Raw genomic sequence first — 26,821 nt, 5'->3', positions numbered from 1 at the left:
CAGTATTTTTTGATGTTTTGTGGAGTGAGCATTCATCCTGAGAACAGAATGTAAACTGATTCGATGAAGCTTTAAATAAACCTTTAGCCTAAACCGGGATATTTTTTTAAAAAGTGCTTCCGTCACCATAACTTAACCCTATTGTCCTACAAGTTTCGACTTAGATGAAACGCCCACATTCAGTGCATCCAGATGAGGACATTTATACGTGAAGAGATTTAGAGGATTGGATGCGCGGCGGCGGGTTTTGTTCCGCAGACACGTCGTCGCGAAAAATAAAACGATTAAGTCGCCGCGCCGGATAAACAGGCCTTAACCGCTTGCGTGTCTCCCGCCTTTTGACTTCCCTGCAGGAGAAATTAATGCGTCTATCAGTTATCTTCCGTTAACTCCAACATCAGACCATCCAGGTCTTCCGCATAGTTTATCTGGCACGCCAACCGCGACACTCCTTCAATGTAATCAGGCTTGGTTTCCAGCAGTTCGGCTTCATCATAAGCAGGTTCGGGCAAGTGGCGTGCGTTCTCCCCGCGCACATGAACATGACAGGTGCCGCAAATGCAGGCGCCTCCGCAAATGGCGGCCATCTCAAAGCCGTTGTCTCGCAACAGCTCCATGAGAGAGTATCCCTCAACCGCCTGGATTTTTACTTCCGCGCCTTGCAGATCCTTCACGTTTATCGTTCCCATGCTCCACTATCACCCTGTCTTGTCTTTACTTCCCACCGCGCGGAGACATCCGCCGCACAGTCGACCCTGTTACGCCCTGACTCGCATCGTCATGTGAAAGGCAGGTATTTTTCCTGCGTTTTTTGGGGATTCTAACAATTTCTCCGAACCCGGATAGCGCCATAACAGGGAAACATTGTCCCAATTTTGAAGCGAGAATTGTCCCATTCGGTTTAATACCGAGCCATCGATATACAATTAATTCGCTTATATAAAAGCAAGTAAAGCGCGCTTTTTCCAAATTCTCACTATACGTTTCTTCTATTGAAACTATGGAAGGAAACCATTTTTTAAACAGAACCTTTATTTCATCTCCGTAATATTTACCGACGCAGATAAAATATTTATGTCAAAGAGAGCGACGACCGAGATGAGCGGCAGTTCTCAAAACTTAATGCCGTTTATTAAATGCCATCAGTAAAAACCGAAAGAATCAACCACTTAACCTGTGTTTTGAGCATGGGCATAGGCTTTTACCACTACGGAAAATACCTATAGATAATCCATTATCCTAGTCCTTATTAACGTTGACAGATTGTAATTTTTTAACCTACTATTTTTTCCACTTGCTTGCCGCGGCGTCAGCAAACGATGCGAATGGAAATACCAACTCATACAAAAATCGCATCAAGGAACGACTCCGGTAATCAAGTTGGCGGATTGTCGCCAAGCCTGGGAATTCAGAGGGTTAACCCTCACATCAAACAGATGTATGAGTGACCTGGGTGGCGCGTCCCCATAACAAGGATGGGAAAGAACTGTACTTGGATGTTTGGCGATTCGGATAATTAAAGGGCTACCAAGTGCAGTGTATGGATAGCTCTAACGCGACAGGGTTAGCGCGTAAAAAAGATAACAAACGGGTTTGCTAAAAGCCTTATATGACTTTTACATGGAATGTGAAGTTTATTTGCCGTCACTTCACTGCATTTCATACTTTTACCAAAGCATGAAATGATCCTATTGGATCAGGTGTATTTATATCCAAAGCCTGTTCTATTTCGTTTGCCTATCTTTTTATATATCGTTTCCTTTCGTATATATCTTCCTTCTCGCTGAACGCCAGTATGCTTCGACCCGGTTAAATAATTAAAACTGGAGTTTTAGCATGTCTGATCGACACTTTAAGCTTAATGCCTTGATAGTAGGCCTTACGCTCGCTTCCGCTCATACAATGGCGGCGGAGCGCGTAGATCTCCGCACTCAACAAAGCGCGGGATTCTTAGCGTCTGGCTCATCTATGGCTTCCCTGAGCAACGATGCTGCTTTGGGACTGTTAGGGGAGAATGGCCTAGTCAAGCTTTCGAGCCGAACCGAAGCGAACGGCCGCACCTATGAAAGACTGCAGCAAACCTATCATGGACTGAAGGTTTTCGGCGAACACATCATCATGGTGCGCGATGCGAACGACGAAGTGGTCCACATGAACGGCGGCCTGATTCAGGGCATCCAAGCGGATCTGGACAATGGTTTCGTACCCGGAGCCAACCCCACCATTTCCGACAAGGAAGCGCTGAACATTGCGAAAAACAACAGCGGCTTCACTTTTGTGAATGCGCCGAAGTATCGCAATGAGTCCTCCGAGCTGATGATCTACTTCGACCAGGAATCCGAACAGGCGAAACTGGTCTACGTCGTCAACTATTTCTCTGAAGCGACCAAAGGCGCGCCTGATCCCAAGCGTCCGTTCTTCATCATCGACGCTCACAGCGGCGACGTGATCAAGACCTGGGATGGCCTGGCGCATCAAGAAGCCACTGGTCCCGGGGGCAACCAAAAAACAGGAAAATACGAGTACGGCACCGACTACCCCACTTTCGAAGTCGATTCCCAATGCCGTATGAGCACCGCCAATGTTGAAACGATCAACCTGAATCATGGTACTTCCGGTGGGTCCATCCACCAGTTCACCTGCCCGAGAAACACCGTCAAGGAAATCAACGGCGCTTACTCTCCACTGAATGATGCGCACTTCTTCGGTATCGAAGTGTTCAAAATGTACAACCAGTGGTTCAACACCTCCCCGCTCAACACCAAGCTGAAACTGCGCGTGCACTACAGCAATGGCTATGAGAACGCATTCTGGGACGGCAGCCAAATGACCTTCGGCGATGGCGCCAGCTACTTCTACCCGCTGGTTGACATCAACGTGGTCGCGCACGAAGTCTCTCACGGCTTCACCGAGTTCAACTCCGGCCTGGTCTATGAAAGACAGCCCGGCGGCATGAACGAAGCGTTCTCCGACATGGCGGGCGAAGCGGCTGAGTTCTTCATGCACGGCGAAAACGACTTCTATGTCGGCGCCGCCATCATGAAAAACGGCGACGGTCTGCGTTACATGGACAACCCTCCACGTGACGGCAGCTCTATCGGCCACGCCAGCGACTACTATGACGGCCTGGACGTGCACCACAGCAGCGGCGTATACAACAAAGCCTTCTATCTTCTGGCCACCACTAGCGGCTGGGACACCAAGAAAGCTTTTGAGGTATTCGTGCGCGCCAACCAGACTTACTGGACGCCTAACTCCAACTTCAACGACGGCGCTTGCGGCGTTGAGTCCGCTGCGGAAGACAAAGGCTACAGCAAAGCCGACGTTACCGCTGCGTTCGAGCAAGTTGGCGTAAGCTGCGACGGCACTGATCCTGGCGATCAAGTCATCACCATGGAGAAAGCAACGCCCATCGAAGGCCTTTCCGGCAACCAGGGCTCAATGAAGTACTACAAACTGAGCGTACCAGCTGACGCTACCGATCTGGTCTTCACCATGAGCGGCGGCAGTGGCGACGCTGACATGTACGTCAAGTTCGGCTCCAAGCCAAGCACTTCCAGCTACGACTGCCGTCCATACAAAAACGGCAACGATGAAGTGTGCTCCTTCGAAGCGCCAAGCGAAGGCGACTACTATGTCATGCTGCGCGGCTACTCCAGCTACTCCGGCGTAACCCTGGTCGGCGACTTTAACGGCGACACCGATCCTGGCGGCGGCGAGTTCGAAAACACTGATGACTATGCGATTCCAGACAACGACGCCAATGGCGTTTCCAGCCCGATCGAAGTGAAAGAAATCGGCACAGCCAACTCCGTTGAAGTCTCTGTGAATATCGTTCACACCTACATCGGCGATCTGGTTGTTCAGCTGGTCGGTCCAGACGGTAGCGTTCAAACTCTGCACAACCGCTCCGGCGGCAGCGCGGATGATCTGAACAAAACCTACACCGTAAATCTGGGCGGCAAAGACGTCGACGGTACCTGGGAGTTGAAAGTCACTGACCGCGCAAGACGCGACACTGGCTACATCGACAGCTGGAAAATGGTGTTCTAAGACAGACCCCCAAGGTCTGATCTGATTCCTTAAATGTGACCGCAGTCTCGGACTGCGTAAATATCCGGCGACGCAAGTCGTCGGATATTTTCGATTTTATTTAACACTGGTAAATTCAAGTTACCTATTGTGACATCAATGTGTTACGAAAAGGTGCATTAACGCACTGTTTTAGCGCCGCCACGGTCCGGATGCTGACCGCAAGGCCAGATTCCAGGGAAACGGCGCATGGTGCGATTATTGCTGAATAGCCGGTTCGCCACGGCTAGAACGAACGCCCGAGATGAATTAGGACGAACGACATATAGGCCAGAAGCCAATGATCGTATTCAATAACAGGGCGTTTCCGTAGTGGCGAAGATTGCGTGATTTCACGCGAGTGACGTGGATGACCGAACAGGGGTTTGGGGCCTCCAGTCGCAGTACTCGACAGACAAGGATAACGTCATGTTCTCCCCGATGACCATTTCTTCGTCGGTAGTGGAATTCAGCGGAACTAATAAAACTCAAACCGCAGAGTTATAAGGAAATATAAAGATGAAAAATCTTCCTTTAAAGGCTGTAGCGGCGACTAGCGCTCTCTTGCTCTCTTCCCATTCCTGGGGGCACAGCGCCATGTTTCCTGACGGCTTTAAGTACGACAATTCGAACGAGGGCGCGCCAAGCCCAATGATGAGTGCGATGATGGCCGATGAGGGGTCGGCGCCGGTCGCAAGCTTCACCGCCAGCACAGAATGCCAGAATGGCGGCGCTGCAGGTTACCCCTGCAAAAACGTTGACCTGATGTCGTTTTTGCCAAAAGGCGATATGGGCGGCGGCTCCGCCAATCTGAACGATATCTGGGGTTACACCGACCCGCAGACCGGCAAGGAAATCGCTATTGTCGGCCGCGAGAACGGCACCTCCTTTGTTGACGTGACAGACGCGGAAAATCCGGTTTACCTGGGCTTCCTGCCTTCACACAACAATGGCTCCGACTCCTGGCGGGATATCAAGACCTACAATGACCATGCGTTCATCGTCGCTGACGGCAGCGGCAACCGCACTCATGGCCTGCAGGTGTTCGACCTGACCACCCTGCGCAACGTGACGCCAGGCTCCACCCTGACGGAAACGGCGCATTTGGGCGGTTTCGGCAACGCGCACAACATCGCCATCAACGAAGAAACCGGTTACGCCTACATCGTGGGCAGCAACCAGTGTAGCGGCGGTCTGTACATGGTGGACGTGTCCAACCCGACTGCACCTTCCTACTCCGGCTGTTTCTCAGCTGACGGTTATACCCATGACACTCAGTGCGTGGTGTACAACGGTCCGGATTCGCGCTACTTCGGTAAGGAAATCTGCGTTGGCTACAACGAAGACACCATCACCATCGTAGACGTCTCCAACAAGAGCAACCCTCAGCAGATCTCGCGTACGCCTTACCAGGGCTCGCAGTATACGCACCAGGGCTGGTTCATCGATGACAACCACTCTGTGTTGATCATGAACGATGAACTGGATGAGCAAAACTCCGGCATCAACACCACGTCTTATATCTGGGACGTGAGCGACCTTCAGCATCCGGTAGAGCTTGGACGTTACGTCGGCCCAACCGAAGCGATCGACCACAACCTTTACACCAAAGACGGTTATGTGTTCGAAACCAACTACCGCGCGGGTCTGCGCATTCTTAACGCAGACGATATCGCCAACGGCAACCTGGAGGAAGTGGCGTACTTCGATACGATCCCCAACTCCAACGCAGCGCAGTTCTCCGGCACATGGAGTAACTACGCCTACTTCGCCAGCGGCAACATCATCCTGAGCGACATTGGTAACGGTCTGTTCACAGTGAAACCAGATTGGGACGCGATTGGAAACCCCGATCCAGATCCCGATCCAAGCGATTACTGTGAAGCCGCCGGTAACAACGCCAGCGAAGAGTGGATCGGTAAAGTGGAAGTCGGCGAATTCGCCAATGCTTCCGGTTCGTCCAAGTACAGCGACTTCACTGACATGACTGTGGCGCTGGCCGCCGGTGAAACCAGCGTCACTCTGACTCCTTCTTTCAGCGGCAGCTCCTACAAAGAGTCCTGGAAGATCTGGGTTGACCTGAATGGCGATGGCGACTTCGAAGACAGCGGTGAAGAAGTGTTCAGCTCCGGCAGCGCTTCCTCGTCTCCGGTGACGGGTTCTCTGAACATTCCAGCTTCTGCGCCTGAAGGCAAAACCCGTATGCGCGTGGCCATGCGTTACAACGCAGCGCCCAGCCCTTGCGGAACCTTCAACTACGGTGAAGTGGAAGACTACACTGTTGAAATCGGCAGTGGCGGCGAGCCGCCTACTGATCCAGACAGCTACGAGAACACCACTCCATTCGCCATTCCGGATAACAACGGAACCGGCATCAGCAGCCCGATTGACGTGACCCGCTCCGGCGCTTCCGGTACAGTCAGCGTCACTGTGGACATCACCCACACCTATAAAGGCGACCTGGTGGTGGACCTGCTGCATCCGGACGGAACCGTGTTCAACCTGCATAACCGCACTGGCGGCTCCGCTGACAACATCCAGCAGACCTTCAGCGTCGACGTCGGCGCTAAAGACTCCGCAGGACAGTGGAAGCTTCGGGTCAAGGACCAGGCCAGACGCGATACGGGCACGCTGAACAGTTGGGGCGTCAAGTTCTAACTGATTGGCTGATCGGATAAAGGGGCAAGTTGGGGAGACTTGCCCCTGTTTTCGTTTATATCGGGACTTGACGGCGCAATGACGTCGCCAGCCCCGAACCCTAAATTAAAATAAAAAGCTCTTCAGAGAAGTTTCCCCAAGGCGACGCAGATCGCCCCCGCAGAGCAAGAAAGGGGAACTGAAGGGAATATATAAAGATGGACTGTTCATGAAACACATTGCCCAAGTTTTTTTGTTGCTCACCCTAATGCCGGGTATCGCCGCCGCTGAAGACGTCGCGCAGGCGCCCGCCCCCGAAACTGAAACCTCCAATTTATCCATGCAGGTCGCCAGTCGCCTGCTTACCGAAGCGCAAGACCTGGAGCAAAACTCGGTCAACGTTCTTCGCAACGCCAGCCACATCCGCAAACAGGTGAATGAAATGCGGGTGGTGGAAAGATCGTTGAAAGATAAGAAGCAGAAAGAATCCTTTGGCCAGTCAATCGATATGCTGAACAGCCAGTTGGAGCTTTGGCAGAAACAGGGCGCAGACCTGCGTGAAAGCAGCTCCAATCTGAAGAATTACGCCCTGGCGCTGATTGAAGAGGGCTTCATTCTGCAGTGGAGCGACTGGGTGAAACTGACCGGCCCCATGCGCCTGCAGAGCTCTCACAACCAGATGCTCGCCCACAACACACAGATTCGCAGCGTTCATCCCTCCATGTTGAACCGCATGACCGCTACGCCGGAAACCGTGAAGCCGGACTCCATGAGCCTGGAAATCCCGGCGATGACTGGACAGCAGGCCCCGGCGGACCTGGATATTCGCACTTTCCAGGCGTCCCGTGACCTCAACTTCTTTGCGCATATTGAGCCTATCACTGAAGGCTCGCCTGAGCCGCTGACGCCACTGAACGAGATTCATAAGTGGAACTTCCTGCTGTCGGACATGAACGGCGAACCCATCACCGACGCCAAGATTGAATTCTCCGGCCATATGCCCGGCCACGTTCACGGTCTGCCGACGCAACCCCGCATTACCGCGGAGTCCGCTCCCGGCGTGTATAAAGTGGACGGCGTCAAGTTCCAGATGGCGGGCTGGTGGGTCATTCAGTTTGACATCACCGCCCATGGCAAATCCGACACTATCGTGTTCAATCTCGTACTCTAGAGGGCTGTATGTTGAGGATCAAACATATCGCGGCAGGCGTGCTGGCGGCGATATCCAGCGTCGCTGTCGCCGCCTCGGACGTCTACCAGTTTACTGATGCGGACCGGGACTTTATCGCCAGATTCTCCCTGTCAGCTCTTCCCGAGCTGCCCACCGCGCCCAGCAATAAATATGCGGACAATGAAGAAGCCGCTGAGCTGGGCCGCAAGCTTTTCTTTGACCGCAGCCTGAGTGGAAACGGACAGGTTTCCTGTGCGCAGTGCCATAACCCGCAGCTGTATTTCACTGATGGCCTGCCGCAGTCTCAAGCCATCGGAACCACCCGTCGCAGCGCGCCCTCCATTCCCGGCGCCATCTACGGCCCCTGGCAGTTCTGGGACGGTCGCACGGACAGCCTGTGGGCGCAGGCGCTGTCGCCAATGGAGGATCAGAACGAACACGGTCTTGATCGCACCAGCGCCGCCAAAGCCATGGCCACGGAATACCGTGAGGAATACGTCAAACTGTTCGGCGACGCCAATGATCTGGACGCTGTCTCCGGCCTGACTCTTCCCGCCAGCCCTAAAGTCGCCGGGGACGCGGAGAAGAACTGGTCGCAACTCAGCGCCGCCCAGCAGGAAGCGGTCAACCGGGTGTTCGCCAACATGGGCAAAGCCATCATGGCCTACGAGCGCAAGCTCAAGCTGCCCCCTGCCCGCTTCGACCAGTTTATTGACCTGCTGGAGAAAAAAGCCGGCGAGGATAAACTCAAGACCGTCATGAGCGCAGATGAAATTCAGGGCATGCGTCTTTTCATGGGCAAGGCGAACTGCGCCAGTTGCCATAACGGCCCGTTGTTCACCAACTTTGAGTTTCACAATATCGGTGCGCCCGAGCCGGACGTAAAACAGGTCGACCTGGGTCGCTTTCAAGGCGTCAACGACCTCACCAAGAACGAGTTCACCTGTCTGTCTCCCGTCAGCGACGCTGAGCTGGAACAGTGCGAGGAAATGGCGTTTCTGAAGAAACAGGGGCCGGAGCTGGTCGGCGCATTCAAGACGCCCAGTCTGCGTAACGTAGCGGCGACCGCGCCTTACATGCAGGCGGGACAGTTCGCGACGCTGCTGGATGTGGTGCAGCACTACAACAAGCCTAAACCACCCTATTACGACCGCGAACAACATCCCAGCCGTCCGCACTTCGACATCATTCCCTTAGGCCTGACGGAAGAAGAGCTGGCGCAACTGGTGGCGTTTCTGGAGTCGTTGACCTCGCCCTTGCCCAAGGACGATAAATGGTGGCGAGACCCGAACCTGGAAGCCAACGGAGACTCCAGCGGACTGGCCTCTACGAATAAATAGCCTGACCAGAGTCAGGCCTTAACGGCTCAGGCCTGAGCCGGATTCACCGAGCGCGCCATACGGTAATCCGGCTTTTTTAGGGCATTTGTTAGCCTTCTATACAGACAACTAAGAAGTTATTAACATGGCAATGATATTGGCATGTTAATCACCAGGCGCATGGACGCGCCTGCGCGGCGACAAGCCGCGGGAGACAGGGCCTGACCTGTGCAGGCCCTGTCGTTGCAGACAAATAGAAGGAAGCTATTTGTCTGCCGGATTAATAACTGACGTATCACAGGCTCAACAGACTGTCAGGGCGTTATCAATCTTCTGCACGCAATTGATCGCGAATCATCGCTTCCAGCTTTAGTTGATCCTGATAAAACCCACGAATTCCCTCCGCCAGTTTTTCCGTCGCCATGGCGTCTTCACTCATCAACCAGCGGAATTCTTTTTCCGTCAGCGGCTCCGGAGGCGCGGCGCGCACGCCATCGTCACACAACGCCGGCAGCAGTGTCCCATGCGTTTCCGCCAGCTGTTCCAGTAACGCGGGGCTGATAGTGAGGCGATCACATCCGGCCAGCGCGATTATTTCACCGATATTGCGAAAACTGGCGCCCATTACGACTGTGGCGTAACCATAGCGTCGGTAGTAGCGATAAATGTCTTTCACCGACAGCACCCCCGGCTCTTGCTCAGGTGCATAATCCATGTTGGGGTCAGCGCGCTTGTACCAGTCCAGAATGCGCCCAACGAAGGGAGACACCAGAAACGCCCCCGCCTCTGCACAGGCCCGCGCCTGCGCCAGATTATAGATGAGCGTCAGGTTGCAGTTGACGCCTTCGCGTTCAAGAATGCGCGCGGCCTGAGCGCCCTCCCAGGTGGCGGCGATTTTTATCAACACCCGCTCCACCGGCGCGCCCGCCTGACTCAGCAGGCGTCGTAGCTCCCGCGCCTTGGTGACAGTAGCGTCGATGTCGTAGGAATAGCGGGCGCTGACCTCAATGGAGACTTTGCCCGGCGTCGCATCCAGGATACGTTGCGCCATCGCCACAACCAGATTGTCCTGAGCGGTTTCAATGGCTCTTGCTTCGTCATGAGGATTCAGTCTGCGCGCCAGCGCCACGCTTTGCCGCACTGAGGCGTCATAATCGCCGGACTGCACCGCTTTCAACACCAGTGAAGGGTTGGTGGTGGCGTCTTCCGGCGCGAAGCGACGAATCGCCTCCAGGTCGCCCGTGTCGGCCACGACCTTGGTGTAATCGCGCAATTGATTCAACAAGCTCTTCATCGTTTTATTCTCTCTCTTGGGCTACCGCTCTCAAGTCGTGCATGGCGTCGCGCAGCTTTGGATAAAGCCCGCAGTATTGTTGGAACATACGCTCGTAGACCGCCGAATTAGCAGCAATAGGCTTGGCTCTGGGCGTAAGGCTGATCCAGTTGCGAATGGCGGCGACGTCCTCGACTAATCCACCCGCCAACGCGGCCAGCAGTGCGGCGCCAATCGGCGCTTCTACATCCTGCTCGATCGTGAGCACCGGATATCCAGTGACGTCTGCGATGATCTGCATCCATAAATCCGAGCGCGCCGCGCCGCCGACGACAATCAGCTCAGGGTCCAGCCGCGCCGCCCCTTGCCTGCCGCATTCGATGTTGTGCCGCAGCGCAAACGCCAAGCCTTCCAGAATGGAGCGATATAAATGCGCGCGGGTGTGATACAAGGTCAGCCCGACGAAGGAGCCGGAAGCGTTGGGGTCCCAGATCGGACTGCGCTCTCCCATCAGATAGGGCAGAAATACCAGTCCATTGGCGCCGGGAGGCGTCTTCGCCGCGTCTCTTTCCATTAACTGATGAACGTCCACTTCGCCCTGGGCTTGCGCCGCCTGCCGGTCCTGTTCGCAAAACTGCTCCCGAAACCAACTGATGGAGGCGCCCGCGGTGATAGCGCCTCCAAAAATGTAGATGTCCTGCTCGCTGTTGGCTACATAAGGCATGCTGATTAAGCCATTGCGCGCATCCGTCTCCCGATTTACAAAGCCCCAGCACATGCTGGTGCCGATCATGGCGACATGGTTACCCGGCTCCACCACCCCCGCCGCCAAGGTCGCCATGGCCGCGTCGACGCCGCCCGCCACCACCGGAATGTCGGCGGGCAGACCCAGCCGCGCTCCCGCTTCCGCCGTGAGACGCCCAACAATGTCCCCGGACGCTACCAATCGTGCAGGCATTTTGTCCGCCTCGACGCCCAGCATATCCATCGTTTCTTGCGATCATTGGCGACGCTGCAGGTCGTACACGCCGCCAATATTGCCGGCGGAGCTGTGATCCACCGCCAGCTCGCCAGTAAGATGGTAATTGACGTAGCTGTTGGGCGGCAGCAGATAGCGGGTTTGACGCCAGACCGCCGGCTTGTTGGCCTTCAGCCACAATATTTTGGTGTAGCCGTAGTAGCTGTCCACGCCGTTGCCGGTAATCTCCTGCAATCGCGCCACATCCACATGCTCCCGAACCCATTCCGTCTCGGCGGTGGCCCGACGATCCATCCAGATCAGACAGGGGTGCAGCGGTTTAATATCCGCATCCACAGGAATGCCGGAGCCGCCATAAAGACTGCTCACGCAGATGCCGCGAACGCTGGCGGGATCGACTCCAGAAGTCGCCACGCATTCAGCTACGGTTTTGTACACCGCCCGCAACCACACATCCGGCCATTGCTCCGCCCACAAGGGGCGCGGCGTGTCCACTTGATAGCTCTGCGACGCTTTGGCGATGATGGCGCCGTCCGCCGCCACCAACAGCGCCTTGGCGCTCTGCGTGCCGATATCGACGCCGATGACGTAATTCATGACGACTCTCCTCAGGGTACCAACAGCACTTTGATGGAATCTGCGGTAGACGCCAGTTTGAAGGCGTTCTCCCAATCATCCAGTTTGCGCTGATGCGTGACGATGCCTCGGGATGTCACCAGTCCACGCTCGAACAGATCAATGGCCACTGGATAGGTGTATGGCCCCAGATGCGCGCCGCGAATATCCAGTTCCTTGCGGTCGCCGATAACGGACCAGTCGGTGGTGGTTTCTGCGCCGAAGACGCTGAACTCAACGAAACGCCCCAGCTTACGGATGATGCGCAAGCCCTGGGTGACCGCCGCCGGCGCGCCGGTGGCTTCGATATAGACATCACAACCATAGCCGTCCGTCATGCCTTTGATCGCCGCGTCGATATCGTCGCGGGAAGGATTCAATACCACGTCCGCGCCAAAGTCCTTCGCCAGTTCCAGACGCTCATCCACCATGTCGATGACCACCAGTTTTTTCGGCGTTTTCAATCGCGCGACCTGGATCATGCACAGCCCCAACGGACCCGCGCCCGCCAGCACCACCACGTCGTCGAGCTGAATGTCCGCCCGGTTGACGGTGTGAATCGCGCAGGCCATGGGCTCGATCAGCGCCGCATCCTCCAGTGAGACGGACTCAGGAATACTGTGCACGATGGCGTTGGCGGGCACGCGCATGTATTCCGCCATGCCGCCCTCGGCGACATCTTTCTGGAAGCCGAAGATATTGTGCACTTCACACATCCAGTACTTGCCGGAACGGCAGAAACGGCAACGCTCACAGGGCGCGATCTGCTCGGCGATCACTTTCTCCCCGAGCTTGACGTTGAAGCGCTCCGCCGCGCCGGGCCCCATTTCGACGACGCGACCATAGAATTCATGGCCGGGAATCACCGGCGCTTTCAGCCAGGGGTTATCGCCGCACCAGAACATATCCGCGCCGGAGCTGGCCTTGCAGTCGCTGCCGCAAATACCGCAGGCCTCGATTTTGATTACCAGCTCACCATGGCCCGCAATCGGGCGGGCGCGTTGTTCCAGGCGGTAATCGTTGGGAGCGTGACAGACCACCGCGGTCATCATTTCAGGTAAAGCAGACATGCGGAATTCTCCATATTATTAATCTGGCAGAAAAATGGCTTCCTTCCATTTGTCTGAAACGACAGTGCCTGCACGTGTCAGGCCCTGTCTCCCGCGGCTTGCCGCCGCGCAGGCGCATCCATGCCCCTGATTATCAGCATGCTCCTATCATCGCCATGCTGATAATGGCTGTTGTTCGTGTTGTAAGATTTCGAGTTTCGAGAGCGGGCCGGAACTACTTGTCCCGGCTTCTGCTGATAAATATGGCGAGCAGAATAATGCCGCCCTTGATGATGTTTTGAATGTACGGCGAGACGCCCATCAGATTGAGTCCGTTGTTGAGCACGCCCAGCATCATGGCGCCAATCAGCGTCCCCATGATGGCCCCGCGGCCGCCGGCGATGGCCGCGCCGCCGAGCACCACCGCAGCAATGGCGTCCAGTTCAAAGCCGATGCCCGCATTGGGTTGTCCGCTCATCAGACGAGAAGTCAGCACGATTCCCGCCAGCGCCGCAGTAAACCCGCTGATGGTGTAGACCGCCAGCTTATAGCGCCGCACCCTCACCCCACTCAGACGCGCGGCTTCTTCGTTGCCTCCTATCGCGTAAACGTAGCGGCCAAAAGGCATGTGGTTGAGGAGAACATAGGCGACCAGATACACCGCCGCCATCACCAGAATCGGCGCCTGAATGCCGAAAACCTCGCCGCGCCCCAGCACCGCGAAAGAGTCAGGCAGGCCGGAAATCGGATATCCGCCGGTATAGATCAACGCCAATCCGCGTGCGATGCCCATGGTGGCCAGCGTCACAATAATTGGCGGCATCTTGGCGTAGGCGACGAAAGCGCCATTGCCCGCGCCAAACAACGCGCCTACCAGCAAGCCGCCCACCACGGCGACTTCCGGAGGAAAGCCCGCCAGGATCAAGCCGGCGGTAATGGTGCCGGACAGCGCCATCACCGGTCCCACAGACAAGTCGATGCCGCCAGTCAGGATGGCGCAGGTCATGCCTACCGCGATAATCGCATTGATGGACACCTGCCGCGCCACATTGCTCAGGTTGGCGGTAGTCAAAAAGTTCTCGTTCGCCAGCGCCATCGCGACGAATATCACGATAAAGCCGAGCAACGGATAGAACGCGGGGGACTTCCTCCACTTTTTCAACCAGCCTTGCATCAGATTCACCTCTACATTCGCCGTGGCGCTACCAGTCAGTTTATTCATCTTTTACGCCTCCGGTTGCATAGCGCATAATTTCATTGGAGTTCACCGCATCCCCTTCCAGAATCTTGACGATGCTTCCCTGCCGAAAAACTGCGACGCGATCGCTCACGCCCACCACTTCCGGCAATTCGGAAGAAATCATGATGATTGAGACGCCCTGGGCGGTCAGTTGCTTCATCAGGCGATAGATTTCCGCTTTCGCGCCAACATCGATGCCCCGCGTCGGCTCGTCGAAGATAAGCACCTTGCAGTCATTGTTCAGCCAACGCGCGATCACCACTTTCTGCTGATTGCCGCCGCTCAGGTTGCCTACCGGCGTTTCGCAGTCCGGCGCCTTCACCCGCACTTTCGCTGACAGCGTCTCCGCCACTTCACTCTCCCGTTTGCGGTCGATCAAAGAACCTGCCCCAGCGACTTTGGCGAGATTGTTCAAGGTGATGTTCTCACGAATGGAAAACGGCAATATCAGCCCTTCTTTTTTACGGCTTTCCGGCAACAGACCAATACCGCGCCGCAGGGCTTCCGCCGGCGTTTTCATGGCGACGGGCTCACCATCCACGCTGACATCTTTGCGACAAGTTGGCAGCGCGCCGATCATGGCAAGCGCCGTCTCCGTACGTCCGGAGCCCACCAGTCCGGCGAAGCCCAGAATCTCGCCCTTGCGCACCTGAAAACGGTTCACTGGACCGTTTTTATGCAGTTGAATCGCGCGGGCGTCGATGACAATGTCGCCGCTATCCTGCAACGGCGTTTTCTCTGGAAAGCTATTGCTGATTTTGCGTCCCACCATCATTTCCAGCAGCTCATCCACCGCCACTTCGCTGACATCGCGATCACCGATTTTTTCGCCATCGCGCAGCACGGTAATACGGTCGCAAATCTCGTAAATCTCCTCCATGTGATGGGAGATAAACACCATCCCCACCCCTTGCGCCTTCAACTCCCGCATCACCCGAAACAGATGCTCCGCCTCGTTGGGCGTCAGGGTGGCGGTGGGCTCGTCCAGCACCAGAATGCGGGCGTCCAGGGACAAGGCTTTTGCGATCTCTACAAACTGTTGTTCCGCCACGCTCAGGTGATCCACCGGCGCGTCCAGATCAATGTCCACATCCAGGCGCTGACAGATTTTTTCCGCCTGAAGACGCATGTCCTTTTTACGCAACATGCCCAGAGAGTTACGCAGTTCGCGGCCAAGAAAAATATTCTCCACCGCATTGAGATAAGGAATCAGACTGAATTCCTGAAAGATAACGCCCACGCCGGCGTTAGTGGCGTCGTGATAGTGACGGAAATCCACTGGCGCGCCGTCGATCAGAATACGTCCGGCGTCCTGCTTGTAGACGCCGCACAAAATTTTCATCAGGGTGGATTTACCTGCCCCGTTTTCACCCAACAGAGCGTGAATCTCCCCGGATTGCAGCTCAAAGCTGATATCGTTGAGCGCGCGTACGCCGGGAAATCCTTTGCTGATATGTTCAAGGGAAAGAAGACTGTTCATGACTCTTACACCCAGTATTACGACCTAACTTCCAATCGCATCGTCCAACGCGTCTGCATGGCGTTACGCCATGATTGCGCCCAAGAAACCGATATGATCTGCGTTACTTCCGAAACCTCGTATGGCGACGCAAAAACGCTCACGCCGTACGCCTATGCAAAGAAGACGCGAAACAACCACACTCCGTTCACCCTGAGCCTGTCGAAGGGCGCTATCCGCCTTGTGTCGGCGGCAGGCCCGCGTCGACAGACTCCCAGATACAGAAAACGGATTAACGCCTACCAGCTGAAATTAGCGGCGGCGGCTTTGTCGATCAGCTTCACGTCCACCGGCATAGAGGCGGGGATTTCCGAGCCCCAGTGCTTAACCAGTGCGATAGCCAGTCCCAGACGAATCTGGTCGCGGGGGAATTGCGCCGAGGTGGCGATAAATTTGGAGTTAGGTTTCAGCATGGCTTTGATGGCTTCAGGGTGACCGTCCACGCTGACCAGCTTGACGTCCATACCGCTGGCTTCGATGGCGGTCAACGCGCCCAAAGCGCCGGTGTCATTAACGCTGAATACGCCGTCCAGGCCGGGATTGGCCTGCAGCATATTCTCCGTCACATTCATGGCGACGTCGCGCTCCTGCTTGCCGTTTTGTTTGCCGACCACTTTGATGTCGGGGAACTCCAGCATGGCGTCGCTGAATCCGCGTACGCGCTCAAGGATAGGCACGACGGGAATGCCGTCGAGAATAGCCACCTCGCCTTTGCCGCCCAATTGTTCGCCAAGGTATTTACCGGCCATGTAGCCGGCGGTGTAGTTCTTGGAGCCGACGAAAGAATCGATGGGGCCTTCCGCTTCAGCGTCGATAGCGACGGTAATGACGCCCGCTTTCTTGGCGGACACCACAGCGGATTGCACGCCGACGGAGTCAGTGGGGTTAAGCAATAGAATGTCCACGCCTTTCTGCAGCATGTCTTCTACGTCATTAATTTGTTTGGAAACGTCGTGATGGGCGTCGGTGATGTAGACTTCTGCGCCAATATCCTTGGCCGCTTCTTCCAACGCATTCTTCATGGTGACGAAGTATGCGTTGTTCAGTTCCTGAAAAGACATGCCGATCTTCAATTGTTCAGCTCCGGCTGGCGATGCCAGGCCCAAACTGCAAGCGATACCGGCGACTAGGGACTTAAGGGTTTTACTTATTTTCAACATGACTCAACCTTTAGTTATTTTTAGTGGTTAGAAGCGGCTTCTACGCCAAATGTTAACGTTAACATTTTCACGTCGAACAAACCCGTAGATGGGAGCCGGAGCCAGCCTCCGTCTACGGGAACGCTAACGTTGACATCTATATAGAATAAATATCATCTTTTGCAACAATCCCTCGCATTGAGAGAATGTTAACGTTAACATTAAGCTATCATAGCGAATTTTCCATTGCAACAAGCACGTCGCGACACACATTCCGGGACCGTCGAATCCCCTACCGACAAGGCGTTTGAGAGGCATCATGCCCAAAAAGAGTAAAGTAACGATCACCGATATCGCCCGCCGGGTGAACATGACCACCATCACCGTATCCCGGGCGTTAAATAAGCCGGAGCTGGTGAAGAAAGAGACCCTGGACCGGATTCTGGAGGTCGCGCGGGAGCTGAATTACGTCCCCAACGCCTTCGCCCGCAATCTGAAAGGCAGCAAAAGCCGGCTGATCGGCATCATCACCGCCAGCCTGGACAACCCGTTCTACAGCGAGATGATCAAGGCCATCTCCCGCGCCGCCAAAAAGCGCAACTATTCCATCATGCTGTTCGATACTGACGGTTCTCCCGAGCTGGAGAACAAAGCCATGGAGACCATGCTCAGCTACCAGGTGGACGGCATCATCCTGTCCGTCGTGTCCGACTATGACGAATACCATCCGCAATACCTGGAGCAACTGATTCACGCCAATATTCCGGTGGTGCAGGTGGACCGTCGTTTACCGGGAGCGCCCTTCCCTGGCGTGTATCTGGATAATCTTGCGAGCGGCTATAAAGGCGGCCGTTATGTATTGGAACAGGGTCATCGCCATATCCTCGCGCTGGCGGGTCCAGAGCAGTCCAATATCTCCAAACTGCGTCTTGAAGGCCTGAAAAAAGCCCTGGCTGAATGCAAAGAGCCTACCCGGCTGGAAGTGCTATACGGCGACTACACTATGCAGCCCGCGTTTGAAAACGCCACCGCCTACTTCAAGCAACATAAGCAGGCTCCCGATGCGGTGTTCGGTCTCAACATCCTGATTACTCTGGGCGCGCTTAAAGCGCTGCGTAAACTGGGGAACAAGCGCCACAATCCCGCCGTGTTCAGCATCGATGAGGCGCCCTATGCGGACATTTTCGATTTCAATATTCCCTGCGTACATCACGACACTTATCAGATGGGCCATTCCGCCATCAACATGCTGCTGGATAGTATTGAGAATCCTGGTTTTGAAGGCAGCGATATTATTATCGATGGTGATTTGCGGGGGGCGGTCTGAAACAAACCGGCTCGCTGCCAAAAGACATATAGCGCCAGATCGAAGCCAAAAAAAGGGGACGTTGCCGTCCCCCAAAAGGGCTATCAACACCTAATGGTCAGTCGACGCGATAGGCGTAATAGGTCGCTCTAATATTCCCTGATTACTCTGTGCACTTAATCGGCGCATGATCGCCGCCATGGGTTCCCTGAAAGCCGATGCTGGTGGAGGCGCCAGGCTGCAATGTCCCGTTCCAGCTCATGTTGGAGGCTTTCAGCACCGAACCGTTGACGCTGTATTGCGCGCTCCAGCCGTTGGTGTATTGATCCGTGGCGCCCAGCGGGATGTTCACTGTCCATCCGTTGATCACTTCACTGGTGTTATTGGTCAGTGTTATGTGGGCGACAAATCCACTGTTCCACACGTCTTCGCGCACGGAGCAGGTCAGGCCATCGCCGGACGGGGCTTTCTTGGTTTTCACGCTGACGCTGTTGGAGGTGGCGATGACTGCGCCGTCTTCATCCAACAGTTTCGCCAACAGACTGTGTGAGCCTTCGCCGCCCGGCAAAGTCACCGGGGCGGAATCGCTGTCGCCAGAGATAGTCGCCGCGACTTCCCCGTTCAGTATGACCTGCGCCTGCAGGCCCGCTTCCTTGTTGACTTTGATCGTGACGATAGCGCCGGTTTCAAACTCAGAACCGTCTGCCGGAGAAGTCAGACTGATAGAAGCTTCCGCGACATCGATGCTGACCTTGGCCGGAGCGGAGACGTCTCCACTGTTGTCGGTGACGGTGTACTCGAATGCATCGCTTCCGCTGAAACCTGCTTCGGGCTGATAGGTCAGATTGGCGCCCGAGCCGGACAGGGTTCCATGCTGAGGCGGCTTGCTGACGGAGTAACCGACGATGGTTCCGTCGCTATCCGTTCCTTTCAGCGTGATGGAAACCGCCTTGTTGATGCGGGTGGAGACTGACAGCGGTTGGGCCGTCGGCGCGCAGCCGTCATCACAGGGATTGTCCGCTTCGAACAGGGACGCATAATTGGCGTAGGCGGTCGCCGCTTCCGTTTGCGCCCAGAACCGATGATAGGTGAACACGGGATCTTCACCGGAGTTCAGCGCATCCTCCACCTGCTTGAACATAGGATCGTTCAGATAGAACGAGCGCATGCTCAGGAAGGTGGATTCACTGTTGATGGCGTCGCCGTTAGCCATGGAGCCGTTGAACTCGCCAGGCACGTAGACTTTGTCAAAGAAACGCGCGTAATCGCCGCGTTTTTCCGGCGCCGCCAGTCCTTTTGACGTCTGGAAGTGCGTCCACATGGCGTCGAGTAATTTTTTGGACGCCTCTTTGGCCTCGCTCTGAGGCGTATCGTATTTATCCGCCGCCGCCGCATAGAACATTAACGCCTTGGCTACGCCCGCCGCGACGCCCAGGTCCTGACCATGATCCACCACGCTCACGTGAAGATTGGCGTTGGCTTTCGGGTTGGCCGGGTCCCATTTTTCCGGTTTACCAGTCCACTCCAATGTGGCGGGAATTTCAAAGGAGCCGTCTTCCAGCCAGTTGATGTTGCTCAGCACCCAGGGAACCCATTTGTCCATCAACTGCTTGGCCTGCGCATCTCCTTTCAGGTAATAGTATTCCGCCACGCGCTGCATGGACCACGCCTGCCAGCCAAACCAGGTACCGCTGCCTGGATCGTGATACACCGGGTTTTCGTCGTACACCATGCCGTAAAACGTAGCGTCGGCGCGATCCTGAGGATGGGGATTGTAGGAGCCGTCCCAGCTGTTGGTGGCGCCGCCGGCGATGCCGCCCTCTGCGGATTGCAGCCAGGTATAGAACTCCATGGAGCGCTTCAGGCCAGTGGCCCAGTCATCCGTGGCGCCAGGGGTTTTCGGTTTCATTGGGTCGAATTCCGACAGCGCCATGGCGGCGATGGGATTCTGATAACCGAAGTGCACATGACTGCTGCCGATGCGGAACGCCCAGCCCGCGTTAGGGTCCGCCGCTCCGCCCCAGGCGTAATACCAGGACATCAGATAGTGCGCGCTCTCGTAGCCACGACCGCCTTGGGCGTTCTTGTCCTGGGTTCCCATTTTCTTGAAGTATTTATCGAACATGGCGAGACGCAAGTAATCCCCCATTTTGGCCGCTTTCGCCACCAGACCGGGAATTTCCTGTTCTGGATCTTTGCCCTGCTCCTTGATCCACTGATACGCCCAGTACATCACCTGCACCGCGCGGGCGTCGGCGTCCGGAGCGTTGGTGTAACGCCATTGTTTGGAGTAGTTGTTATCCTTGGTGAACAACGGCAGGAAACCGTTAGGACCGCCCCACTTGAAGCTCTCCCAGGAAGGATGAGTGACGGTTTCCCACACGGACTCCTGTTCGCCGCGCTGGAAGGTGTTGATGTAGGAAGGCGTGCTGACGCCATCGCCCAGGTTGCCGTAGCCGTAGATATTGTCCATATCCAACAGCCAGTGCATGCCGTAGACATCCCAGGTGCCGTAGGTTTGCGCCAGTTTGGCGGAGATCGGGTCTTCGCCGACGGGAACGCCGAACTCCAGCTGGCTCGGATAACCGGAGGGCAGCGGATGTTCCGCCGCATAGGCCGCGGGCTTGGACGGATTATAAAAATTGTTGGTCGGCTGCATGTCATGGGTGGGAATGATCTGCTCTTCCATTTTTTCCCAGGCGTTGCGCAGCTTGCTCCAGTCGCCAGTCACTTTACCGTAGTAGGCTTCCAGCAACAGAAAGTAAGAATAGGCTTCACTGGTGGACTCATGGCCATGGTCCGGCGCCTCGACGATAAGCGTCTCTACCGAATGGTAGGGACCGCCGTCAGCGCTGAAGTAGCCGTTGGCCGGATCGTGGATTTTGTTCCACATCTCCATAAAGCGCTCATTATATTCTTCCGCGCTGGCCTGGGCGTGAGAACAGAAAGTGGCGAAACTGACCGCTGCGGCGATAGGCAGCAGCATCCCCTTCAATGGTCTTTTCTTGAACGTTAAGTCCATGTTTTGACTCCATAGATTTTATTAATTCACACTCGCTCAGATGTCGCTGGCCACCAACCGGAATCCAGCAGGCTGGAACCGCTTCCGGTCGGAGTTTGGCGAATTTGCCAAGTTATCTGGCGGTGCAGGTTGGCGGTGAGAAACTTCCGTCATGAACGCCCTGCAGGCCGAAGCTGGTCGCTGCGCCGGGCCCTAATGAACCGTTGTAAGGCATATTTTTCACGGTAAGGGTTTTACCGTCCGCAGACAGCGTGTAGGCCCCGTTCCACAGGTTCACGATGGAAGTGGGTTCATCAAAGGTGAGAACGGCTTCCCACCCGTTGATAGAAGACGATCCGTTATTGACGACTTTAACGTCGCCCAGCACATAACCGGTATTCCAGACATTCAGCCCGCCGACGCTGCAGGAAATATCCCCGCCTGCGTCCGGCTCGGCGACCTTAATGAGGATCGCGTCAGAAGCGTCGTCGATTTCCTGGCCATCGGAGGACAGCGCGATCAGCTTCAGGGTGTAATCTCCTTCCGCTGTTGGCGCTGCGACCTCAATTACACCTGACGCGCCCCCTGCCCCGGCGACTACGTCATTGAGATACAAGCGCACGCCCGCGGCGTTATCCAGGCGATAGCGCACGGTGAAGGATTGACCCGGACTCACTTCGAATCCGTCAGCAGGATCAGTGATCTCTAACGCTGGCAGGTCCGGCGCTTCGACATTAATGTCGACCTGCGCCTGCGGCGAGCGTCCGCCGTCATTGTCCAGCACGGTGTAGGTGAAGGCGTCCAGGCCGTGATATCCGGCATGAGGCATGTAAGTGACCGCTGGACCCGCTCCCGTCACGGCGCCATGCGCGGGTTGCGTGTATTCATAGGCGACGATGGAGCCGTCGCTGTCTTCGCCATGTAAGACGATGTCAACCCCCTCGTCCTTGTTCGTATTCACGCTTAATGATTGCGCCTGCGGCAGGCAATTGACGCCAGAGTCGCCGCCGCAGCCTGCGCCGGGCTCTTCGCCCCAGACCAGTTCCGCGCCGTCATACAGAGCGATTTTGCTCGCCTTTTTGTAAGCGCCGTCATAGCCGTCCCAGGACGGATCGCCTTCGTTGCCCCACTCACTGGCGTTGCTATTGGTCGGCAGGGAAATTCTGAACTGCACTTCCCTGCGGGACTCGGACTGACCGCCAGGATAGATATTCACGCCCTGGAAAGAAGCGTCGACGTAGTAAATATGATCGCCTGGATCGCCCCAGGATTGCAGGCCGCTCACTTCCGTCGCCTGACTATAGGCGGTGGTGACTTTGATATCCTGCAGCCCATAACCGGCGGCGAATTCGTCGGAAAGGTCGACCCAATAGCGGAAGCGCAACTGTTCGCTGCCCCGCGCCGGCCATGCGCTGTGGTTATGCACCTGCGCGGCGATCTCCACATAACGGGGACCACTGGAATTCAACTTGGCTTCGACATAAAACTCTTCGTCTTTTGCTTCCGCCGGAGGGAATGCAGTGTCGGGAATAGGGTCGCCGCCAAAATCCAGATAGAGACGCGCCAGGGCGGATGTAAAGCCCGCATTGTAGTCCGTGGCCACCTCATTTTTGACATAATCGCCACGGTCGTCCGCGTAGTTGTCGTTGCTATCAGGACCGCCCACCAGGGCGCCAATCAGCAAATGACGGGACTGCTCCGGCGTACGCAGATTGTTGGTCCAGGTTCCGTGGGCCGTACGATGATGGGGGTTGGTGGGGTAATTGGCGCCATAACCAATTTGATAACTGACGCCCGCCGGATTGTTTCCCAGCAGGTATTCAATCTGACTGCGGCCAAAATCGTAATAGGCTTGCGCTTTCTCCGCCTTAACGCCGGCGTTGTTCAGATAGTCCGCGTAAACCAGGGCGATAAAGGCAGTGTTGGCGGCGTAACGGTTGGCGCCCCACACATCCAGATAAGCCAGTCCGCCCGGGGTATAGTTCACCCGCTCGCCGTTGTAGCCGGTCGTCCAGTAATCCAGCCAACGCTCCGCATCCGCCTGATAGACCGCTTCTCCGGTGATCTGGGCCATCAGGACATAGGAGCCGTAGGCTTTGTTGTCCCAGGCGTGTCCCCATTTATAGGCTTTGACGTCTTGTTGCCCTTCTCCGCCCAGCTTTTGATATTCCTGTTTCGCCTGCTGCAGGTAGCTGGCTTCGCCGGTGGCGCGATATAACCAGAGCGCGGACCAGACCAGCTCATCCTGATAACCGCTCCAGGATTTGTAGTAACTGCCGGCGTCAGTGATGCAATCGGAATATTTGCCGCGGTAGGTGTTGGCGAACTCGTACAACTGGCTGGCGTGGGTCAGCAGTGTATTGGCGTATGCGCTGTCCACCGGCTTGAAAACCATGGCGATCGCCGCCAACGCTGCGGCGGTTTCCCCCGCCAGATCCGAGCCCGGACAACTGGCGTCGATTTTATAGGATGGGCGCGCCATCGGCATGACTTCGGCGGAGCCCCACCAGGCGTGATCCGCGCCGCCGTTGCCGACCTGTCCCCACAACTCATTGGACGCGGTATGAGCTTTTACGAAATAGTCGGCGACAAAACGCAGGTTATTAAGGATATGCTGCAACTGCCCTGATTGCTCGTATGCATCCCGGTACTCCACCGCGCCCCAGGCCAGCAGTGTCGCCGACGCCGCCATGGGAAAGCCGAATTTGACGTGATCGCCGGCGTCATACCAACCGCCGCTGAGATCATGCCCAACATCGGCGCCGTCCTGTACCGCCGAATTATCCCGCCATTCAACGCGATTCCAGTACGGTAATGCGCCAGACTGCTGGGCTTCATAGAAGTAAATGGATTTCTGCAGGGCTTCGCCGTAGTTTTCCTGCGCCATCCCCTGAGCGGACATCAGCGCGCATCCGCTTAACAGGGTCCATACCGATAATTTTTTCATATGCTTTCTCCTTACTTCGCCATTCCGATTCACGTCAGTCGCATCGCTCACCGCAGGCAGGACGTTGGTCGCGTTTTATTTTTATGATCCCCCTGACAGAGCCAGGGTTATTTTTTGATCTCTTTTTGATCACTTTTGAAAACGTTTTCAATCATTCGTAAAATTTTTTTACGCTTTGATTCGACTCTTTTACCTGCGCCGGCAAGCTGTGCGCTCGCGTGGGCTTATATGATAAAAGCAGTCTAGTTTGCGAAACCCGGTTTGTAAAAAATGACCTGAAATACGCTCTTTTTTGAGGCAATCAGAGCCGGCGTCGCTGTGCTAAGTCGCGCTATTTGTCTCCATTTCCGGCAATCATGATATGAAATCACCTAAATAAGTATCGGTTTTTGGGTCTAGACCTGAATCGCCACTTTTTCTATACAGACGTCCTTTTCACAGCGCCGCCTGGACGCACTCCACGACAACCCGGTGACGTCCCTCGTCAAATTATCCAGATCGCTCACATGATCCGGCGATGATCTTAAATTTATGAAATCGTTTTCCAGTTAACTGCATTATGCAAAGCTATACTGGAAAAAACATAGGCAAGTCAGACTATGTCCTTTGAGTGAATGCGCCCGCCCGGTACACTGACGCTTGTTGAGCTTTTGCATCCGGGACTATATCCTCCTGCGATTTTTCACACTCTTACTGAACAACGAGACCCATTTCATTGACCGCCACCAAGCCGCGTATTCTTGTTATCGACGATGAACCGCAGATACTGCGCTTCCTGCGCATCAGTCTGCGTTCGGAGGGCTATGAGGTATTGCAGGCGGGCAACGCCACGGAAGGATTAATGCTGGCGTCCACAGAAGCGCCGGACGCGATCGTGCTCGACCTGGGACTGCCGGACATGGACGGCCAGGAGGCGCTGAAGCAGCTCCGACGCAGCAGTCGGATACCCGTGCTCGTGCTGTCCGTACGTTCCTCGGAGACGGAAAAAGTAGAAGCGCTGGATAACGGCGCCAACGACTATGTCACCAAGCCATTCGGCATTCGCGAGTTCGTCGCCCGTATCAGAGTGCTGCTGCGCGATCGTGAACCCGCTGCGTTGCGTCCTGCCGTCAACGTCTACCGTTCCGCCGGTCTGATCATCGATTTTGTGAAGCGTTCAGTGACTCTGAACAGTGAAGACATTCACCTGTCCAAGAAAGAATATGCTTTATTGGCGCGACTGGCCGCCACGCCCGACCATGTGGTGACGCAACAGCAACTGCTGGCGGAAATCTGGGGGCCGACGCACAAAGACGATACGCACTACCTGCGCATCGTGGTGGCCAAACTGAGAAACAAACTGGGCGACGCCCCCTCCTCTCCCCGCTTTCTGGTGACGGAACAGGGCGTCGGCTACCGGCTGATCACCTACGAGGCGCAATAAGCCGCCACTGGAATCTCAGTGAAGATGATTGATGCTGAATGATTACAGCGTGGTCCTCGCCCAACCGCCTATTTCGCCTGCGCGACGTCCAGCGATCTGGCGACGGTCCGGATTTCCCGGTTCAAAACGCACGCTGTTGCGTCGATCGGCGTTAGTGCGCCGAGGCCCAGACCGGCGATCTATGCCGTTATAGTGTAAATCTCTTGAGGTAAAGTTAGCTGGCATAAGCAGTCCTGTATGTTCTAATTTATATTAACAGCTTGTTTAATCGGCAATTTCCTGATTATGCCTCAACCCCGCTTCCCAGCAATAAATTCACGATATTACTATTTATTAATAAGTTAAACCTTTCCGATAAAACAATATTTCATAAAAACCATATTTTTCATGCAGTTGAAGGAATGAAAAGCGAATTTCTCAACATATCTTCCACGAACTTATTCCGGTAATTACCTAATTATTGAGAGGATTAATCCCCACTTATATATTTCAAGTAAACTGCCATTTAAATATTACAAACAGCAAACTGATGCAGATGAAAAACTATCGCATTCCTGTCATTAATATAATCAGATGAATCGACGTGGATTTCAGGTTTCGCTATTGAAAATCTAAAAATAAGCCGATTTTCCCCCAAGGGACGCTCTACCTGGCCTTCTGTGTCTCCCGCATCATAAGCCCTGTATTTGTTGATTCATCTTTCAGAGAAGTATCGAGGACGTGAAGTCATGGATTTTTCAGCTGCATTGGTCGGATTAGGTATTTATTTGCTGATATGGGAAAAGCTGCCGGAATGGGGAACCTGGTTTAATCGCATGATTGCGAGCCTGCCTGGCCCTCTGGCGAAACTCTACGAAGATTGGCGCTGCCCTTACTGTTCAGGGTTCTGGATCGCACTGGCGCTGCATGGCTTGGTGGGAATGACGACGCTGGGCGAGGCTTACAGGCCCGCATTTGAAACAGCGTGGCTGACAACGCCAATGATATGGTTTCTCGACGCCCTGGCGACGGCGACGCTCATTCTCATTGGTAAACTGGCGTTGAGCGCGCTGTCGGGCCCGGCGCTCAAAGGGCATCAGATGACGGCGGAGTTCAAGAAGGCGAAAACAGTCGAGGCGGAGAACGCCTGAAC

The 26,821-nt window shown here is 55.3% G+C and carries 16 protein-coding genes and 1 pseudogene; 7 read left to right on the top strand and 10 right to left on the bottom strand.

Annotated features, from left to right (window positions below; translation table 11 throughout):
• Positions 1 to 371: 371 nt before the first annotated feature.
• A complete protein-coding gene (locus EUZ85_RS13830) occupies positions 372 to 689 on the bottom strand; it encodes a 2Fe-2S iron-sulfur cluster-binding protein (protein WP_127969845.1) in 318 nt (105 codons plus the stop codon).
• A gap of 1,147 nt (positions 690 to 1,836) precedes the next feature.
• On the opposite strand from EUZ85_RS13830, the gene EUZ85_RS13825 reads away from it, so the two are divergent.
• The 4 genes from EUZ85_RS13825 (at position 1,837) to EUZ85_RS13810 (ending at position 9,219) form a co-directional block, all read left to right on the top strand.
• Entirely contained in the window at positions 1,837 to 4,053 is a 2,217-nt protein-coding gene (locus EUZ85_RS13825; protein WP_127969844.1) for a M4 family metallopeptidase, read from the top strand.
• A 537-nt stretch (positions 4,054 to 4,590) separates the two neighbouring features.
• Positions 4,591 to 6,729 carry a choice-of-anchor B family protein gene (locus tag EUZ85_RS13820; protein WP_127969843.1) on the top strand — a complete coding sequence of 713 codons (2,139 nt, stop codon included), beginning with the start codon at positions 4,591 to 4,593 and terminating at the stop codon, positions 6,727 to 6,729.
• 208 nt (positions 6,730 to 6,937) lie between these two features.
• The gene (locus tag EUZ85_RS13815) at positions 6,938 to 7,879 is read left to right on the top strand and encodes a FixH family protein (RefSeq protein ID WP_127969842.1); all 942 of its coding nucleotides are present in this window, start codon (positions 6,938 to 6,940) and stop codon (positions 7,877 to 7,879) included.
• An 8-nt stretch (positions 7,880 to 7,887) separates the two neighbouring features.
• On the top strand, positions 7,888 to 9,219 hold the full coding sequence (locus EUZ85_RS13810; RefSeq protein ID WP_127969841.1) for a cytochrome-c peroxidase: 1,332 nt from the start codon (positions 7,888 to 7,890) through the stop codon (positions 9,217 to 9,219).
• 304 nt (positions 9,220 to 9,523) lie between these two features.
• On the opposite strand, the gene tal is transcribed toward EUZ85_RS13810, so the two are convergent.
• The 7 genes and pseudogenes from tal to EUZ85_RS13780 form a co-directional block, all read right to left on the bottom strand.
• Positions 9,524 to 10,492: a transaldolase gene (gene tal, locus EUZ85_RS13805; protein ID WP_127969840.1), complete on the bottom strand. Its 969-nt coding sequence runs from the start codon at positions 10,490 to 10,492 to the stop codon at positions 9,524 to 9,526.
• A 4-nt stretch (positions 10,493 to 10,496) separates the two neighbouring features.
• The gene (locus EUZ85_RS31635) at positions 10,497 to 11,264 is read right to left on the bottom strand and encodes an FGGY-family carbohydrate kinase (RefSeq protein WP_305000046.1); all 768 of its coding nucleotides are present in this window, start codon (positions 11,262 to 11,264) and stop codon (positions 10,497 to 10,499) included.
• A 48-nt stretch (positions 11,265 to 11,312) separates the two neighbouring features.
• A pseudogene (locus EUZ85_RS31630) lies at positions 11,313 to 12,047 on the bottom strand (FGGY family carbohydrate kinase); the annotation flags it as partial.
• Positions 12,048 to 12,058: 11 nt separating this feature from the next.
• The gene (locus tag EUZ85_RS13795) at positions 12,059 to 13,135 is read right to left on the bottom strand and encodes a zinc-binding dehydrogenase (protein ID WP_127969839.1); all 1,077 of its coding nucleotides are present in this window, start codon (positions 13,133 to 13,135) and stop codon (positions 12,059 to 12,061) included.
• 214 nt (positions 13,136 to 13,349) lie between these two features.
• Complete coding sequence (locus EUZ85_RS13790) at positions 13,350 to 14,288, bottom strand: ABC transporter permease (protein ID WP_127974469.1); 939 nt, start codon at positions 14,286 to 14,288, stop codon at positions 13,350 to 13,352.
• Positions 14,289 to 14,328: 40 nt separating this feature from the next.
• The gene (locus tag EUZ85_RS13785; RefSeq protein WP_127969838.1) at positions 14,329 to 15,834 is read right to left on the bottom strand and encodes a sugar ABC transporter ATP-binding protein; all 1,506 of its coding nucleotides are present in this window, start codon (positions 15,832 to 15,834) and stop codon (positions 14,329 to 14,331) included.
• Between the two features lie 278 nt (positions 15,835 to 16,112).
• Positions 16,113 to 17,033 carry an ABC transporter substrate-binding protein gene (locus EUZ85_RS13780; RefSeq protein WP_127969837.1) on the bottom strand — a complete coding sequence of 307 codons (921 nt, stop codon included), beginning with the start codon at positions 17,031 to 17,033 and terminating at the stop codon, positions 16,113 to 16,115.
• A gap of 298 nt (positions 17,034 to 17,331) precedes the next feature.
• Here EUZ85_RS13780 and EUZ85_RS13775 point away from each other — a divergent pair, with 298 nt between their 5' ends.
• Positions 17,332 to 18,339 (top strand): LacI family DNA-binding transcriptional regulator, encoded by a 1,008-nt coding sequence (locus EUZ85_RS13775; protein ID WP_127969836.1) that lies wholly within the window; start codon positions 17,332 to 17,334, stop codon positions 18,337 to 18,339.
• A gap of 142 nt (positions 18,340 to 18,481) precedes the next feature.
• On the opposite strand, the gene EUZ85_RS13770 is transcribed toward EUZ85_RS13775, so the two are convergent.
• Both EUZ85_RS13770 and EUZ85_RS13765 read right to left on the bottom strand, forming a co-directional pair.
• On the bottom strand, positions 18,482 to 21,340 hold the full coding sequence (locus tag EUZ85_RS13770; RefSeq protein ID WP_127969835.1) for a glycoside hydrolase family 48 protein: 2,859 nt from the start codon (positions 21,338 to 21,340) through the stop codon (positions 18,482 to 18,484).
• Between the two features lie 112 nt (positions 21,341 to 21,452).
• The gene (locus tag EUZ85_RS13765) at positions 21,453 to 24,266 is read right to left on the bottom strand and encodes a glycoside hydrolase family 9 protein (protein WP_127969834.1); all 2,814 of its coding nucleotides are present in this window, start codon (positions 24,264 to 24,266) and stop codon (positions 21,453 to 21,455) included.
• A gap of 709 nt (positions 24,267 to 24,975) precedes the next feature.
• Here EUZ85_RS13765 and EUZ85_RS13760 point away from each other — a divergent pair.
• The gene (locus EUZ85_RS13760; RefSeq protein WP_127969833.1) at positions 24,976 to 25,689 is read left to right on the top strand and encodes a response regulator; all 714 of its coding nucleotides are present in this window, start codon (positions 24,976 to 24,978) and stop codon (positions 25,687 to 25,689) included.
• Between the two features lie 728 nt (positions 25,690 to 26,417).
• Positions 26,418 to 26,819, top strand: coding sequence for a hypothetical protein (locus tag EUZ85_RS13750; protein ID WP_127969831.1), 402 nt, complete (start codon positions 26,418 to 26,420; stop codon positions 26,817 to 26,819).
• The last annotated feature ends 2 nt before the right edge of the window (positions 26,820 to 26,821 follow it).

Source organism: Hahella sp. KA22, from assembly GCF_004135205.1.
GTDB lineage: Bacteria > Pseudomonadota > Gammaproteobacteria > Pseudomonadales > Oleiphilaceae > Hahella.
The sequence above is the reverse complement of the archived record's forward strand: the minus strand, read 5'-3'. Positions and strand labels throughout refer to the sequence as shown.

Coding starts and splice junctions, on each gene's coding strand:
- EUZ85_RS13830 (WP_127969845.1), bottom strand. CDS start 689: ATGGGAACGATAAACGTGAAGGATCTGCAAGGCGCGGAAGTAAAAATC.
- EUZ85_RS13825 (WP_127969844.1), top strand. CDS start 1,837: ATGTCTGATCGACACTTTAAGCTTAATGCCTTGATAGTAGGCCTTACG.
- EUZ85_RS13820 (WP_127969843.1), top strand. CDS start 4,591: ATGAAAAATCTTCCTTTAAAGGCTGTAGCGGCGACTAGCGCTCTCTTG.
- EUZ85_RS13815 (WP_127969842.1), top strand. CDS start 6,938: ATGAAACACATTGCCCAAGTTTTTTTGTTGCTCACCCTAATGCCGGGT.
- EUZ85_RS13810 (WP_127969841.1), top strand. CDS start 7,888: ATGTTGAGGATCAAACATATCGCGGCAGGCGTGCTGGCGGCGATATCC.
- tal (WP_127969840.1), bottom strand. CDS start 10,492: ATGAAGAGCTTGTTGAATCAATTGCGCGATTACACCAAGGTCGTGGCC.
- EUZ85_RS31635 (WP_305000046.1), bottom strand. CDS start 11,264: ATGATCGGCACCAGCATGTGCTGGGGCTTTGTAAATCGGGAGACGGAT.
- EUZ85_RS13795 (WP_127969839.1), bottom strand. CDS start 13,135: ATGTCTGCTTTACCTGAAATGATGACCGCGGTGGTCTGTCACGCTCCC.
- EUZ85_RS13790 (WP_127974469.1), bottom strand. CDS start 14,288: ATGCAAGGCTGGTTGAAAAAGTGGAGGAAGTCCCCCGCGTTCTATCCG.
- EUZ85_RS13785 (WP_127969838.1), bottom strand. CDS start 15,834: ATGAACAGTCTTCTTTCCCTTGAACATATCAGCAAAGGATTTCCCGGC.
- EUZ85_RS13780 (WP_127969837.1), bottom strand. CDS start 17,033: ATGTTGAAAATAAGTAAAACCCTTAAGTCCCTAGTCGCCGGTATCGCT.
- EUZ85_RS13775 (WP_127969836.1), top strand. CDS start 17,332: ATGCCCAAAAAGAGTAAAGTAACGATCACCGATATCGCCCGCCGGGTG.
- EUZ85_RS13770 (WP_127969835.1), bottom strand. CDS start 21,340: ATGGACTTAACGTTCAAGAAAAGACCATTGAAGGGGATGCTGCTGCCT.
- EUZ85_RS13765 (WP_127969834.1), bottom strand. CDS start 24,266: ATGAAAAAATTATCGGTATGGACCCTGTTAAGCGGATGCGCGCTGATG.
- EUZ85_RS13750 (WP_127969831.1), top strand. CDS start 26,418: ATGGATTTTTCAGCTGCATTGGTCGGATTAGGTATTTATTTGCTGATA.